The following is a 14,109-nucleotide window of genomic DNA, read 5'->3' as shown; positions in this document are numbered from 1 at the left end:
GCCGATGGTGAGCAGCGCAGTGGGCAGCAGGGTCGTCGTCACGGGCGCCACCGGCAATGTGGGCACGAGTGTGATGCGCCTGCTCGCCGGGGATCCGGACATCGCGTCGGTCGTCGGCCTGGCGCGCCGGCTCCCCGCGGAGCGGCCGCCGGGGACGCAGTGGTCCGCCGTGGACCTCGCCTCCGAACAGGCCGATCTCGTGCGGGAGTTCGAGGGTGCGGACGCGGTCGTGCATCTGGCGTGGGCGTTCCGGCCGACGCACGACCCGGCCACCACCTGGCGCACCAACGTGCTCGGCAGCATCCGGGTCTTCGAGGCGGTGGCGGCGGCCGGGGTGCCCGCGCTGGTGCACGCCTCCTCGGTCGGCGCGTACTCGCCGGGGCCGAAGGACAGGACGGTGGACGAGTCCTGGCCCACGCACGGGTGGCCGGACGCCGCGTACACCCGGGAGAAGGCGTATCTGGAGCGGACGCTGGACGCGTTCGAGTACCGGCACCCGGAGGTGCGGGTGGTGCGGATGCGGCCGGCGTTCCTGTTCAAGCGGGAGTCGGCGAGCGAGCAGCGGCGGATCTTCGGAGGCAAGTTCCTGCCGGGGCCGCCTGCGAAGCCGGAGTCGCTGCCCTTCCTGCCGGACGTGCCGGGGCTGCGGCTGCAGGCGCTGCACACGGACGACGCGGCGCACGCGTACCGGTTGGCGGTGCGGGGGGATGTCCGGGGGGCGTTCAATCTCGCGGCGGAACCGGCGGTGGACGCGGGGGTGCTCGGGGAGTTGCTGGGGGTGCGGCGGCAGATGCGGTTGCCGCGGGCGGTGGCGCGGTCGGCGGTGGCGGCGGCGTGGGGGCTGCGGTTGTTGCCGGCGTCGCCGCATCTGTTCGACGCAGTCCTGAGGTTGCCGTTGATGGACTGCACGCGGGCGCGGGTGGAGTTGGGGTGGCGCCCGACGAAGCCGGCGACGGAGGTGCTGGAGGAGTTCCTCCAGGGCCTGCGAGAGGGCGCCGGCGCCCCCACGGAACCCCTACGGGGCCGCAAGGTGGGGTGACATCCTCAGGGGGGGCTCCGCCCCTTGCACCCCGGAGAGCTCGGGTGGCCGGAGGCGAGTCGGGCCTGCGGCTCGGGCCTGCGGCCGGGTGGGGGCTTCCCGCGCAGGAAGCAGGACCCGCCCACGCACCCGGCTCAGGACTCCCGCGCCACCCCCGCCGCCAGCCGCTCCCGCTGGGGGACCACCGTGTACCTGGGGTCCTCCGCGGACGCCGTGCCCGCCGCGAAGACACCGAAGCGGGTGCAGGCGGAGCCTGCGAGCAGCGCCGCGCCCGCCGCCACCGCGGCAACCCTCGACCGCCCGCCGAGCACCGCCGCCGTCACCGCCCCACCGACCGTGAGCGCCTTCGCCGTCTTCAGCAGCATCCCCGCCCGCCCCGACTTCCACGTCTCCGCGACCATCCCCAGCCGCCGCTCCGCCGCCTGCGAGATCGCCACGTCGGCCACCGCCGCGATCCCCGCCGCCCAGCGCGCCGGCGCGTTCTCCCGGGTCGGGCCGACGGCCAGCGCCATGCCCGCCGACGCCGCTGTCGCGGACGCCACGAACAGGTACGGCAGCTCCCGGTACACCCCGTGCCACGCCGGTACCGCAGTGTCGGCGGCGAGCACCCCGGTGTACGAGGCGACGGCGGGGCCGAGCAGCGCGGCGGCCCCGGTCGCGACCGCCCCGATCCCGGGCAGCCGCCCGGTGACGGCACTGGCGGCGGCCGCCCCGGCCGCGGGACCGTACGCCGCCAGCAGCCAGGACCCCACGCTCATCGGGGACGTCGGCTTGGCGACGCGCAGCATGTTGTAGAAGCGGCTCGGCACGCCCAGGTCGTGCACGAGGGCCGCCGCGGACAGCGAGACGGCGGCCAGTGAGGAGACCTTCATGGCCTTCGCCGTCGTGGTCCGCCCGGTCAGGTGCGCCCCGGCGGCGAGCACCGAGCCTCCCCCGGCGAGCCCGCCGAGGAAGAAGTACCCGGCGATGTCGCGCGCCTCCCAGGAGGGCGCCTTGATGACGGGGCGGCCGTAGTACGACTCGAACTCGGCCTTGGGCACCATGAGTTGCTCGCCCCGGCGGCGTCCGCCGCGCCGGTGCCTGCCGTGCTGTCCGCCCTCGCCGGCCCCCTTGGGCAGGGAACTGTCCGCGCTGGTCATCGTCGGCCCCTTCCGGTGAGGACGAAGGCCGCGCCGCACGCGCCCAGCAGGGACAGCGCCGCCACCCCCGCGTGCTTCCACATCGCCGGCAGGTCACGGGTGGTGACGACGGGGTCCGGCGGCAGCCCGTACACCTCGGGTTCGTCGAGCAGGAGGAAGAACGCGCCGTCGCCGCCCACGCCGTCGTCCGGGTCCTCGCCGTACAGGCGGGCCTCGGTGACGCCGGCCTCGTGCAACTGGTCGACGCGCAGCGCGGCCCGTTCCCGCAGTTCGTCCAGCGGGCCGAACTGGATGGAGTCGGTGGGGCAGGCCTTGGCGCAGGCGGGTTCCTGGCCGGCGCCGAGGCGGTCGTAGCACATGGTGCACTTGAACGCCCGCCCGTCGTCCGGGCGTTGCTCGATGACGCCGTACGGGCAGGCGGGGACGCAGTAGCCGCAGCCGTTGCAGACGTCCTCCTGGACGACGACCGTGCCGAACTCGGTGCGGAACAGCGCGCCCGTGGGGCACACGTCGAGGCAGGCGGCGTGGGTGCAGTGTTTGCACACGTCGGAGGACATCAGCCAGCGGATGTCGCCGCCGCTGCCGCCCACCACGGTCTCCTGCCCGGTGGCGCCCCCGGCGACGCCCGCGCCCTGTTGCTCGGTGCCCGCCGACCGCCCGTCGAGCAGCGGGAGTCGGGTGCGCCCCTCGGGCGCGGGCCGGGTCTGTTCGACGAAGGCCACGTGCCGCCAGGTGGAGGCGCCGAGGACGCCGGTGTTGTCGTACGACATCCCGGTGAGGGTCATGCCGTCCTCGGGGATGGCGTTCCACTCCTTGCATGCCACCTCGCAGGCCTTGCAGCCGATGCACACGGAGGTGTCGGTGAAGAAGCCCATACGTTCCTGGCCGGAGGCCGGGTCCATGCCGTCCGGCACGTCGCGGCCCCCGCTCGTGAGGGTGCTCCGGGTGCCCGCCGACTCGCTCGCCTCCGTCATTTCCTGACCTCCGTCCCGGTCCGCTCGGTGATGCCCGCGCGCCGCCGGTAGTCGGCGACCAGCTTCGGCAGGTCCGGTCCGCGCGGCCGGCGGCCCGGGCGGATGTCGGCGGTCAGCGCCTTGTCCTCCTGGATGTGGGCGTTGGGGTCGAGGGAGATGGCGACGAGTTCGTTGGCCGCGTCACCGGTGGCCACGCCGTTGGGGCCCCAGTGGAAGGGCAGTCCGATCTGGTGGACGGTGCGGCCCTGTACGCGCAGCGGGCGGATCCGCTCGGTGACCATGACCCGTGCCTCGACTGCGTTGCGGGCGGTGACGATGGTGGCCCAGCCGCCGTGTTCGAGCCCGCGTTCGGCGGCGAGCTGCGGGGAGATCTCGCAGAAGAACTCCGGCTGGAGTTCGGAGAGATAGCTCGACCAGCGGCTCATGCCGCCCGCCGTGAAGTGCTCGGTGAGCCGGTGCGTGGTGACGACGTACGGGAAGACCTCGGCACCCGGGTCGTCGCCGCTCGGATGGTAGCGGTTGCCCTCGCGAACCAGCACCTGCCGGACGGGCGAGCGCGGGGTGGAGGGGTACAGGGCGTTGGGGAAGGGCGAGTCCTGCGGCTCGTAGTGGGTGGGCAGCGGTCCGTCCTCCAGGCCGGCCGGGGTGTACAGCCAGCCCTTGCCGTCGGCCTGCATGATGAACGGGTCGTCGCCGCGCAGTGCCGCGACGCCTTCGGCGCCGTCCTCGGGTACATGGTCCGGGGCGAGGTCGGGGATGAAGTCGGGCACGTCGTGGCCCGTCCACGTGCCGGTCTCGGCGTCCCACCAGACGTAGGCCTTGCGCGCGCTCCAGGGGGTGCCGTCGGGGGCGGCGGAGGCGCGGTTGTAGAGGATGCGGCGATTGGCGGGCCAGGCCCAGGCCCACTCGGCGGCCACCCAGTCCTGTTCGGTGTGCGGTTTCTTGCGGGCGGCCTGGTTGACGCCGTCGGCGTAGACCCCGCAGTAGATCCAGCAGCCGCAGCGGGTGGAGCCGTCGTCCTTGAGTTCGGTGTACGCGCTCAGCGGGCCGCCGTCCGGGCCGTGGCCGCTGATCTCGGCGAGGACCGCGTCGGCGACGGGTTCGTCGAGCGGGCCGGTGACCGGGTAGTCCCAGGCGAGGTCGAGGACCGGGCGGTCCATCGGGTCGGTGGAGCCGGCCAGCTTCTCCCGGATGCGGCGGCCGAGGTGGTACATGAACCACAGGTCGCTGCGCGCGTCGCCCTCGGGCTCGACGGCGGCGTAGTGCCACTGCACCCAGCGGTTGGTGTTGGTGAAGGAGCCGGACTTCTCGGTGTGCGAGGCGGCGGGGAAGAAGAACACCTCGGTGCCGATGTCCTCGGTGCGCAGCTCCCCGCTCTCGATCTCGGGGCCGTCCTTCCACCAGGTGGCGGACTCGATGAGGGAGAAGTCGCGGACGACCAGCCACTCCAGGTTGGCCATGCCGAGCCGTTGCAGCCGGGTGTTGGCGGAGCCGACGGCCGGGTTCTCCCCCATCAGGAAGTAGCCCTTGCAGGTGCCGTCGAGCTGGGCGGCGACCGTCTGGTAGGTGGAGTGGTCGCCGGTCAGGCGTGGCAGGTGGTCGAAGCAGAAGTCGTTCTCGGGGGTGGCCGCGTCGCCGTAGTACGACTTGAGGAGGCTGACGAAGTACGACCGCATCTCGGACCAGAAGCCCTTCTTGGTGCGGCTGGCCTCGATGAAGTCGTCCAGGGTCTCGTGGGCGTGCGCGTGCGGCATCGGCAGATAGCCGGGGAGCAGGTTGTACAGCGTCGGGATGTCGCTGGAGCCCTGGATGGAGGCGTGGCCGCGCAGCGCCTGGATGCCGCCGCCGGGGCGGCCGATGTTGCCGAGCAGCAGCTGGAGGACGCTCGCGGCACGGATGTACTGGGAGCCGACCGTGTGCTGGGTCCAGCCGACGGCGTAGCAGAACGCGCTGGTGCGGTCGGGGCCGGAGTTGGCGGTGAGCGCCTCGCAGACCTGCAGGAAGGTGTCCTTGGGGACGCCGCAGATCTCCTCGACGACCTCGGGGGTGTAGCGGGCGTAGTGCCGCTTGAGCACCTGGTAGACGCAGCGTGGGTGGCGCAGGGTCTCGTCGCGGGGCGGCCGGGGGCCGGTGCGGGCGCCGCCGGAGCCGTGGGTCTCCGAGCCGCCGAAGCCGCCCACCCGCTCCTCGTACTGGTCGTCGGGGTCGCCGGTGGGCTGCTGGACCTCGGTGCCCTCGTACTGCCAGCTGTGCGGGTCGTAGGTGTGCCCGTCCTCGTCGAGGCCGGAGAAGACGCCGTCGAGGTCCTCGGTGTCACGGAAGTCCTCGCCGACCAGGGTGGCGGCGTTGGTGTAGTGCAGGACGTAACTGCGGAAGTCCTTCTCCTCGGTGAGGACGTGGTTGATGATCCCGCCGAGGAAGGCGATGTCGGTGCCGGCGCGCAGCGGGACGTGCAGGTCGGCGAGCGCGCTGGTGCGGGTGTAGCGGGGGTCGACGTGGATGACGCGGGCGCCGCGCGCCTTGGCCTCCATCACCCACTGGAAGCCGACGGGGTGGGCTTCGGCGAAGTTGGAGCCCTGGATGACGATGCAGTCGGAGTGCTGCAGGTCCTGCATGAAGGTGGTGGCGCCGCCGCGCCCGAAGGAGGTGCCGAGGCCGGCGACGGTGGCGCTGTGGCAGACCCGGGCCTGGTTCTCCACCTGGACGACGCCGAGGCCGGTCAGCAGCTTCTTGATGAGGTAGTTCTCCTCGTTGTCCAGCGTCGCGCCGCCGAGGCTGGCGATACCCATGGTGCGGGCGGTGCGGGCACCGTCCTTCTCCCACTCCCAGGTCTCGCGGCGGGTGCGGATCACCCGTTCGGCGACCATGTCCATCGCGGTGTCCAGGTCGAGGGTCTCCCAGTCGGTGCCGTGCGGGCGGCGGTGGAGGACCTGGTGCTCGCGGGCGGGGCCGGTGGTGAGCTGGAGGGTGGCGGAGCCCTTCGGGCAGAGCCGGCCGCGGCTGACGGGCGAGTCGGGGTCGCCCTCGATCTGGACGACCTTCTCGCCCTTGACATACACGTCCTGGCCGCAGCCGACGGCGCAGTACGGGCAGACCGACTTGACCACCCGGTCGGCGGTGTCGGTGCGGGGGCGCAGGTGAGCGGTGGAGGCGGACCTGGCGGCGCCGCCGCGGCCGGAGCGGTCGCCGGCGTCGCCGGTGAGCTGACGGTAGACGGGCCAGTCGCGAAGCCGGTCCGAGATGCGCATGGGTGACTCCCGTTCCCCGGCCGGCGTCAGGCGGTGGGCTCGTCGGGCGTGGGCTCGTCCTCGGGGCCGGTGGTGTCGTCGGCGTCCCCGTCGATGGCCTCCGCGTCGTCGTCGGTGTTCTCCGCCTCGCGGCGGGCGGGGGCGGCCTCCCAGGGGTCCTCACCCTCGCCGGCCTGCTGGTCGGGCAGATCACGGGGGACGGGGTCGCCGTTCTCGCCGGGGCCCTCGAGGCGGTGCTCGGTCACGTGGTCCTCCCTTGTCCCTCCCCGCAGGCAGGACGGCCACGAGGAGCGACGCGCAAGTACCCGGGCGGCCCCCGCCGAAACGCGCGGGAAGCGGCGCGTCACCCGGGCGGGTGCCGATGCCCCGTCAGGGCCGGCGGGTGGCTGCTCGCCTGTCTCATCCGGGGGCCGAGAGAGTACGCCCGGGGCGCCGGAGAGCGCTCCGACGTACGGAGCCGCGCGTCCCCTTCACAACGGGCTTCGCCTCGGTCCCGCCTCTCCGCTCGGCCTCAGGACACCGCCCGTCGCCGCGTGAACCCTGCCGGCTGACCACCTCCCCGCACGGCGCCCGGCGGGCGCGCGGAGTGCCGCGGGCCGTGCGCCGCGGCAGCGGGCGGCCCCGCCCCTGGCAGCGACGCGGCCTACCGCGCCGCACCCCCCGACGACCGGTCCTCCAGAGCCTCGCGCCAGCCCGGGGCCCGGTGTTCGGGGGCGCCGGCGGTGGTCGTCCTGCGTCCTCCGGCCGCGAAGAAGTCCGCCAGCGGCAGGATCGCCGCCCCCACCGTCACGGCGTCCGGTCCCAGCCGCCCCAGTTCGATCGCCACCCGTTCGGCGGGATACCGCAGGGAGTACGCCACCGCGTGGCGCCGCACCGCCGGCAGGAACCGGGCGCCGAGTTGCAGACCCGCCCAGCCGCCGATCAGGATGCGCTCGGGCCGGAAGAGGTTGATCAGGTCGGAGAGCCCCGCGCCGAGGTACTCGGCCGTCTCCTCCAGCACCGCCGACGCCACCGGGTCGGCGGCCCCCGCGCCCTCCTCCGGGTACGCCGCCGCGAGCAGCGCGGTGAGCGCGGTCTCCTCGTCGGCCTCCTCGGGCACCGCTCCCCCGGCCTCCCGCCACCGCGCGAGCAGCGCCTCGGCGCCCGCGTACGCCTCCAGGCAGCCCAGCGCCCCGCACCGGCAGCGGCGCCCCCGCACCCGTACCGTGAGATGGCCGTACTCCACCGCCCGGCCGCCGGTCATGTCGCCGGTGACCACGCAGGCGCCGACGCCGGAGCCGAAGAGGACGACCACCGCGTCCCGGGCGCCGCGGCCGGCGCCGAACCACATCTCGGCCTGGCCGAGGGTGCGGGCGCCGTTGTCGGCGAAGTAGGGCACGGAGTCGGGCAGCAGGCAGGCGGAGCGCAGCAGTGCCTCCAGCGGGACGGCGTCCCAGCCGATGGTCTGGCCGTGCACGACGGCTCCCCGTCCCTCCTCGCGGGCCACGATGCCGGGGACGCCGATGCCGACGCCGAGCAGCCGTTCGGGGGCGAGGCCGGCGGTGGTCAGTACCTCGGCGATGCCGTCCCGGATGTGGCCGACGACGACGTCGACGTCGTACCGGTGGTGTTCCAACGGGCGTTCGGTGCGGGCCAGTTCGGTGAGGGCGAGGTCGAACAGCTCGACCCGGACGCGGGTCTCGCCGACGTCGACGCCGATCATGTACCCGGCGGTGGGGGCCACGCGCAGCAGGGTGCGTGGCCGGCCGCCGTCGGAGTCGACGGAGCCGGCCTCCTCGACCAGGCCGTCGGCCACCAGTTCGGCGACCACGTTGCTGACCGATCCGGAGCTGAGCCCGGTGACCGGGCCCAGTTCGAAGCGGCTCATCGGGCCGTCGAAATACAACCGTTGCAGTACCTCGGCGCGATTGCCGCGCCGCAGGTCACGCACCGTCCGCCCGTTCCGCCCCGCCATGTGGCTCCTCCCGGCCTGCCCCTCGACGCAAGATACCTTTGCGAGACACCTTGACGCGACTTTCCGCGAGGTCTTAACTCACGCTCTAAGTTAAGTCATGAGGATCGTTCGGGAAATGAACGCGTCCGGGCTCGTCCCGGATCCCCGTCCGCTCCCCCCGGACGAGCCCTCGCGCTCGCCCTGAGGAACCTGAGGAAAAGGACGCCTGAGCCATGCGCAGAACCCGAGTCGCGGCCGCCGCCGCGGTCACCGTCTCCCTGCTGACCGCCGTGACCGCGTGCGGCGGCGGCTCGTCGACGAGCGGCGGGTCCAACGACTCGCCGAAGACGCTCACGTACTGGGCCTCCAACCAGGGCGCCAGCATCCAGGTGGACAAGAAGGTCCTCCAGCCGGAGCTCGACAAGTTCGAGAAGCAGACCGGCGTGAAGGTCAAGCTGGAGGTCGTGCCCTGGTCGGACCTGCTGAACCGGATCCTGACCGCCGCCACCTCGGGCCAGGGCCCGGACGTGCTGAACATCGGCAACACCTGGAGCGCCTCGCTGCAGGCCACCGGGGCGCTGCTGCCGTGGGACGCGAAGAACTTCGCGAAGATCGGCGGCAGGGACCGCTTCGTCGACTCCGCGCTCGGCTCGACCGGCGCCGAGGGCAAGGACCCGGCCGCGGTCCCCCTGTACTCGATGGCGTACGCGCTGTACTACAACAAGCAGATCTTCGCCGACGCGGGCATCCAGAAGCCGCCGGCCACCTGGGCCGAGCTGGTCGCCGACGGCAAGAAGATAGAGGCCAAGGGCAAGAACGCGCTGGGTGCCGAGGGCTCCAACCTGTCCGAGAACATCCACCACGTGTTCGTCTTCGCCAAGCAGCACGGCGCCGACTTCTTCACCGCCGACGGCAAGCCGGACTTCACCAGTGACAAGGCCGTCGCGGCGGTCAAGCAGTACGTCGACCTGATGGCGAAGGACAAGGCCATCCCGGCGGGCAACGCCGAGTACGCGCAGAACCAGTCGGTGAGCGACTTCGCCAAGGGCAAGACGGCGATGCTGCTGTGGCAGTCGGCCGCCTCCAACCTCAAGTCGCAGGGCATGGCCGACGACGCCTACGGCATCGCCCCGGTGCCCGTGCAGTCCGGCGCCCCCGGCACCGGGACGCAGGTCAACTCGATGGTCGCGGGCATCAACATGGCCGTCTTCAAGAACACCCACAACCTCGACGGCGCCACGGACTTCGTGAAGTTCATGACCAGCGACGCCGAGCAGAAGATCCTCAACAAGGCCTACAGCTCGATCCCGCCGGTGAAGGCGGCGCAGTCGGACCCGGCGTTCAACTCCGGCGCCACCGCCGTCCTCAAGACCACCCTCGCCACCTCCGCCGCCGCGCTGCCGCAGGTCGCCGACGAGTCGCAGTTCGAGACGACGGTCGGCACGGCCGTCAAGGAGCTGTTCGCCGACGCCGCCGACGGCCGTTCGGTGACCACCGCGTCGGTGAAGGCGAAGCTCGACAAGGCCCAGCAGCAGATGCCCAAGAAGTGAGCCGCATGACCACCACCGCCCCCGCACGGGAGCCGGCGGTGCGCAAGGATCCGCCCGACGTGGCGCGCGGCCCCCGCCGCCGCACCGGGCGGCTCCGCCGCGTCACCCTGCCCTACCTGCTCCTCCTGCCCGCCCTGATCCTCGAACTCCTCGTCCATCTGATACCGATGGTGATCGGTGTCGTGATGAGCTTCAAGGAGCTCACCCAGTTCTACATCCGCGACTGGGGCACCGCGCCCTGGTCCGGGTTCGACAACTACAAGATGTCGGTGGACTTCGACGCGCCGGTCGGCGAGGCGCTGCTCCACTCCTTCCTCGTCACCGTCGCCTTCACCCTGCTGTCGGTCGCCCTGTGCTGGCTGATCGGCACGGCGGCCGCGATCTTCATGCAGGACACCTTCCGCGGCCGCGGACTGCTGCGCGCACTGTTCCTGGTGCCGTACGCGCTGCCGGTCTACGCGGCCGTCATCACCTGGGTGTTCATGTTCCAGCACGACAACGGCCTGGTGAACCACGTCCTGCACGACCAGCTCCACCTCACCGACAAGCGCTCCTTCTGGCTCATCGGCGACAACAGCTTCATCGCGCTGCTGACGGTGTCGGTGTGGAAGGGCTGGCCGTTCGCCTTCCTCATCGTGATGGCCGGGCTGCAGAACATTCCCAACGAGCTGTACGAGGCCGCCGCGCTGGACGGCGCCGGGATGCTGCAGCAGATCCGCCGGATCACGCTGCCCTCACTGCGCCCGGTCAACCAGGTGCTGGTGCTGGTGCTGTTCCTGTGGACGTTCAACGACTTCAACACGCCGTTCGTGCTGTTCGGCAAGGGCGCCCCGCAGGCCGCCGACCTCATCTCGGTCCACATCTACCAGGCGTCCTTCGTCACCTGGAACTTCGGCACCGGCTCGGCGATGTCGGTCCTGCTGCTGCTGTTCCTGCTGGTGGTCACCGGCGTGTATCTGGCGCTGACCTCGCGCGAGCGCACCGGCAACCGAAGCCGTGCCCGCGAACGCGCCCGCACCGGGCTCCGCCGCCGTAAGGAGACGGCCGATGTCTGACACCGTACGCACGGCAACCGTGCCCCGCTCCCCCATGGCGCCGCCGCGCACCTTCCTGTGGCTCCGGCGGATCTTCCTCACCCTGCTCACCGGCTTCGTCCTGGTGCCGGTGTACGTCATGATCTCCAGCTCGCTGAAGCCGCTCGCGGACGTCACCGGCACGTTCCACTGGCTGCCCAGCGAGCTGACGATCCGCCCGTACATCGACATCTGGTCGACGGTGCCGCTGGCGAAGTACTTCATGAACTCGCTGATCGTGGCGGGCGCGGCGACCGTCTGCTCGGTGGTCATCGCGGTGTTCGCCGCGTACGCGGTCAGCCGCTACAGCTTCCGCGGCAAGCGCGTCTTCACGGTGACCGTGCTGTCCACGCAGATGTTCCCCGGCATCCTCTTCCTGCTGCCGCTGTTCCTGCTCTACGTCAACATCGGCAACGCCACCGGCATCGCGCTGTTCGGCTCGCGCGGCGGGCTGATCCTGACGTACCTCACCTTCTCGCTGCCGTTCTCGATCTGGATGCTGATCGGCTACTTCGACTCGGTGCCGCGCGACCTGGACGAGGCGGCGCTGGTCGACGGCTGCGGTCCGCTCGGCGCGCTGTTCCGGGTCGTCGTGCCGGCCGCGATCCCCGGCATCGTCGCGGTCGCCGTCTACGCCTTCATGACCGCGTGGGGCGAGGTGCTGTTCGCCTCCGTGATGACCAACGACGCCACCCGCACGCTCGCCGTCGGACTGCAGGGCTACTCCACGCAGTACGACGTGTACTGGAACCAGATCATGGCCGCCTCGCTCGTCGTGAGCGTGCCCGTGGTCGCCGGATTCCTGCTGCTCCAGCGGTATCTGGTGGCCGGCCTGACGGCGGGAGCCGTCAAATGACCGCGACCGACGCCGCCACGCACCGCCCTTCCGAAAGGACTCCCGTGACCATCGACCTCGGCGCCTTCCCCCGCGACTTCCTGTGGGGCACGGCCACCGCGGCGTACCAGATCGAGGGGGCCGCCGCCGAGGACGGCCGCTCGCCCTCCATCTGGGACACCTACTCCCACACCCCCGGCAAGGTGGCGGGCGGGGATCACGGCGACGTGGCCTGCGACCACTACCACCGGTGGGAGGAGGACATCGAGCTGATGCGCCGGCTGGGCACCAACGCCTACCGGCTGTCGGTGGCCTGGCCGCGCATCGTGCCGGGCGGCACGGGCGAGGTGAACGCCAAGGGCCTCGACTTCTACGACCGGCTGATCGACGCGCTCCTCGCGGCCGGCATCACCCCCTCCGTCACCCTCTACCACTGGGACCTGCCGCAGGCGCTCCAGGACCGGGGCGGCTGGCCGGAGCGCGACACGGCGCTCGCGTTCGCGTCGTACGCGGGTGTCGTCGCCGAGCGGCTCGGGGACCGCGTCAAGATGTGGACCACCCTGAACGAGCCGCTGTGCTCCGCCTGGATCGGCCACCTCGAGGGCAAGATGGCCCCGGGGCTCACCGATCTCACGGCCGCCGTGCGCGCCTCCTACCACCTGCTCCTCGGCCACGGCCTCGCCGTCCGCGCGGTGCGCGCGGCGGTCCCGGACGCGCGGATCGGCATCGTCAACAACCTGGCATACGTCGAACCGGCCACCGACCGGCCCGAGGACGTGGCGGCGACTCGACGGATGGACGGCCACTCCAACCGCTGGTGGCTGGACCCGGTACACGGCCGCGGCTTCCCCGAGGACATGCGCGAGGTCTACGGCGTCGAACTGCCCGAGCGGGAGGGCGACCTCGCGGCGATGGCCGAGCCGCTGGACTGGCTGGGCCTGAACTACTACTTCCCGTCCGCCATCGAGGACGACCCCACCGGCCCGGCGCCCCGGGCCCGCGCGGTACGGCAGCCCGGGCTGCCGCGCACCGGCATGGACTGGGAGGTCGACGCGGACGGCATCGAGCGGCTGCTGCTGCGCCTCACCGAGGACTACGGCGCCCGGCGGCTGTACATCACGGAGAACGGCTCCGCCTACCCCGACGTGGTGGGCCCCGACGGCACGGTCGACGACCCCGAGCGCACCGCCTACCTCGACCAGCACCTGGCGGCGTGCGCCTCCGCCGTCCGCAAGGGCGTGCCGCTGGCCGGGTACTTCGCCTGGTCGCTGCTGGACAACTTCGAGTGGGCGTACGGCTACGACAAGCGGTTCGGGCTGGTCCACGTCGACTACGCCACCCAGCGCCGCACCATCAAGGGCAGCGGGCACCACTACGCGGACCTGATCCGCGCCCACGGGCGACTGGAGGCGTAGCGCGGTACTGCGCCACACGGGTGCGGTGGTGCCACAGGGACGCATAGGGCGCCCGTAATGGGCCACCCGTGCGGCATGGGGTTCGGCAGAGTGCCCCGAGGACTCTCCGTCGCGAAAGCGCGCGGGGGGTCCTCCCCCTTTTTACGGGGAACGGGCCGGGAAGGGGACGGGGCCCGGGGGCCGGGCCGAGAGGGGCCGAGCCGGTCCCCAGAAATCGCGTGGCGTCCCAGGCCTTCGCTCTCTACCGTATGTGTGATCCTAGAAACCTAGGAACCCTAGGCTCATACATAGACCCTTCAGGAGCACGTCATGCGATCCCTCACCGAGCGCGACATCCGCGGCTCGTTCGTCAACTGTTCGAAGGGGGAGGCGCAGCGGCTCTCCGTGCCCCGTGACCTCGGCGAGCGGGACTGGGACGCGCTCGACTTCCTCGGCTGGCGCGACCCGGGCGCCCCCGACCGCAGCTACCTGGTCACCGAACGCGGCGACCGACTGGTGGGCGTCACGCTGCGCTTCCCGTCCGCGCAGCGCGGCTTCCTGCACCGCAGCATGTGCTCGCTGTGCCTCACCACCCACCCGGGCAGCGGCGTCTGCCTGATGACCGCGCGCAAGGCGGGCGCGGCCGGCCGTGAGGGCAACTCGGTCGGCCTGTACATGTGCACGGACCTCGCCTGCTCGCTCTACGTGCGCGGCAAGAAGGTCCCGGAGGGCGGTGGCCGGTTCCAGGAGAGCCTGACCACCGAGGAGCAGATCGCCCGCACCGTGGGCAACCTCACGGCATTCCTCGACAAACTGGATGTTCCTCGCGCCAAGTGACGCATGTCATCCCGTGTGCGGCCGGTGCACGCAGGTGAGCGGAGGGGCGGATGTGTTCGAGGTGCCGGTGAGGGGGAAATGGTCCAG

11 protein-coding genes are annotated in these 14,109 nt (G+C 72.0%); 6 read left to right on the top strand and 5 right to left on the bottom strand.

Annotated elements, in window-relative coordinates; genetic code table 11:
• Positions 1-7 precede the first annotated feature (7 nt).
• The gene (locus QFZ64_RS32390) at positions 8-1,039 is read left to right on the top strand and encodes an SDR family oxidoreductase (RefSeq protein WP_307071027.1); all 1,032 of its coding nucleotides are present in this window, start codon (positions 8-10) and stop codon (positions 1,037-1,039) included.
• A 134-nt stretch (positions 1,040-1,173) separates the two neighbouring features.
• Here the strand turns inward: QFZ64_RS32390 and nrfD are convergent, their stop codons facing one another.
• From nrfD to QFZ64_RS32365, 5 genes are all read right to left on the bottom strand, one after another.
• Entirely contained in the window at positions 1,174-2,178 is a 1,005-nt protein-coding gene (gene nrfD, locus QFZ64_RS32385; protein WP_307071026.1) for an NrfD/PsrC family molybdoenzyme membrane anchor subunit, read from the bottom strand.
• The gene (locus QFZ64_RS32380; RefSeq protein ID WP_307071946.1) at positions 2,175-3,080 is read right to left on the bottom strand and encodes a 4Fe-4S dicluster domain-containing protein; all 906 of its coding nucleotides are present in this window, start codon (positions 3,078-3,080) and stop codon (positions 2,175-2,177) included. Before QFZ64_RS32380 ends, nrfD begins: the two co-directional genes overlap by 4 nt.
• A 68-nt stretch (positions 3,081-3,148) precedes the next feature.
• Positions 3,149-6,400 (bottom strand): formate dehydrogenase, encoded by a 3,252-nt coding sequence (gene fdh, locus QFZ64_RS32375; protein ID WP_307071025.1) that lies wholly within the window; start codon positions 6,398-6,400, stop codon positions 3,149-3,151.
• 26 nt (positions 6,401-6,426) lie between these two features.
• Positions 6,427-6,645, bottom strand: coding sequence for a hypothetical protein (locus tag QFZ64_RS32370; protein WP_307071024.1), 219 nt, complete (start codon positions 6,643-6,645; stop codon positions 6,427-6,429).
• Between the two features lie 398 nt (positions 6,646-7,043).
• Positions 7,044-8,354, bottom strand: a complete 1,311-nt coding sequence (locus QFZ64_RS32365; RefSeq protein WP_307071023.1) for an ROK family transcriptional regulator — start codon at positions 8,352-8,354, stop codon at positions 7,044-7,046.
• Positions 8,355-8,566: 212 nt separating this feature from the next.
• Here QFZ64_RS32365 and QFZ64_RS32360 point away from each other — a divergent pair, with 212 nt between their 5' ends.
• From QFZ64_RS32360 to QFZ64_RS32340, 5 genes are all read left to right on the top strand, one after another.
• Positions 8,567-9,883, top strand: a complete 1,317-nt coding sequence (locus QFZ64_RS32360; RefSeq protein ID WP_307071022.1) for a sugar ABC transporter substrate-binding protein — start codon at positions 8,567-8,569, stop codon at positions 9,881-9,883.
• Positions 9,884-9,888: 5 nt separating this feature from the next.
• Positions 9,889-10,938: a carbohydrate ABC transporter permease gene (locus tag QFZ64_RS32355; RefSeq protein WP_307071021.1), complete on the top strand. Its 1,050-nt coding sequence runs from the start codon at positions 9,889-9,891 to the stop codon at positions 10,936-10,938.
• Entirely contained in the window at positions 10,931-11,812 is an 882-nt protein-coding gene (locus QFZ64_RS32350) for a carbohydrate ABC transporter permease (RefSeq protein ID WP_307071020.1), read from the top strand. The genes QFZ64_RS32355 and QFZ64_RS32350 overlap by 8 nt, the downstream gene beginning before the upstream one ends.
• Positions 11,809-13,206, top strand: coding sequence for a GH1 family beta-glucosidase (locus QFZ64_RS32345; protein WP_307071019.1), 1,398 nt, complete (start codon positions 11,809-11,811; stop codon positions 13,204-13,206). Before QFZ64_RS32350 ends, QFZ64_RS32345 begins: the two co-directional genes overlap by 4 nt.
• A 309-nt stretch (positions 13,207-13,515) precedes the next feature.
• On the top strand, positions 13,516-14,022 hold the full coding sequence (locus QFZ64_RS32340) for an FBP domain-containing protein (protein ID WP_307071018.1): 507 nt from the start codon (positions 13,516-13,518) through the stop codon (positions 14,020-14,022).
• The last annotated feature ends 87 nt before the right edge of the window (positions 14,023-14,109 follow it).

It is taken from the genome of Streptomyces sp. B3I8 (assembly GCF_030816915.1).
GTDB lineage: Bacteria > Actinomycetota > Actinomycetes > Streptomycetales > Streptomycetaceae > Streptomyces.
This window is presented reverse-complemented; position numbering and strand designations above follow the sequence as displayed.

Excerpts from the sequence above, each read along its gene's own strand:
- nrfD (WP_307071026.1), bottom strand. The coding sequence starts at position 2,178 with ATGACCAGCGCGGACAGTTCCCTGCCCAAGGGGGCCGGCGAGGGCGGA.
- QFZ64_RS32380 (WP_307071946.1), bottom strand. The coding sequence starts at position 3,080 with ATGGACCCGGCCTCCGGCCAGGAACGTATGGGCTTCTTCACCGACACC.
- fdh (WP_307071025.1), bottom strand. The coding sequence starts at position 6,400 with ATGCGCATCTCGGACCGGCTTCGCGACTGGCCCGTCTACCGTCAGCTC.
- QFZ64_RS32365 (WP_307071023.1), bottom strand. The coding sequence starts at position 8,354 with ATGGCGGGGCGGAACGGGCGGACGGTGCGTGACCTGCGGCGCGGCAAT.
- QFZ64_RS32360 (WP_307071022.1), top strand. The coding sequence starts at position 8,567 with ATGCGCAGAACCCGAGTCGCGGCCGCCGCCGCGGTCACCGTCTCCCTG.
- QFZ64_RS32355 (WP_307071021.1), top strand. The coding sequence starts at position 9,889 with ATGACCACCACCGCCCCCGCACGGGAGCCGGCGGTGCGCAAGGATCCG.
- QFZ64_RS32350 (WP_307071020.1), top strand. The coding sequence starts at position 10,931 with ATGTCTGACACCGTACGCACGGCAACCGTGCCCCGCTCCCCCATGGCG.
- QFZ64_RS32345 (WP_307071019.1), top strand. The coding sequence starts at position 11,809 with ATGACCGCGACCGACGCCGCCACGCACCGCCCTTCCGAAAGGACTCCC.
- QFZ64_RS32340 (WP_307071018.1), top strand. The coding sequence starts at position 13,516 with ATGCGATCCCTCACCGAGCGCGACATCCGCGGCTCGTTCGTCAACTGT.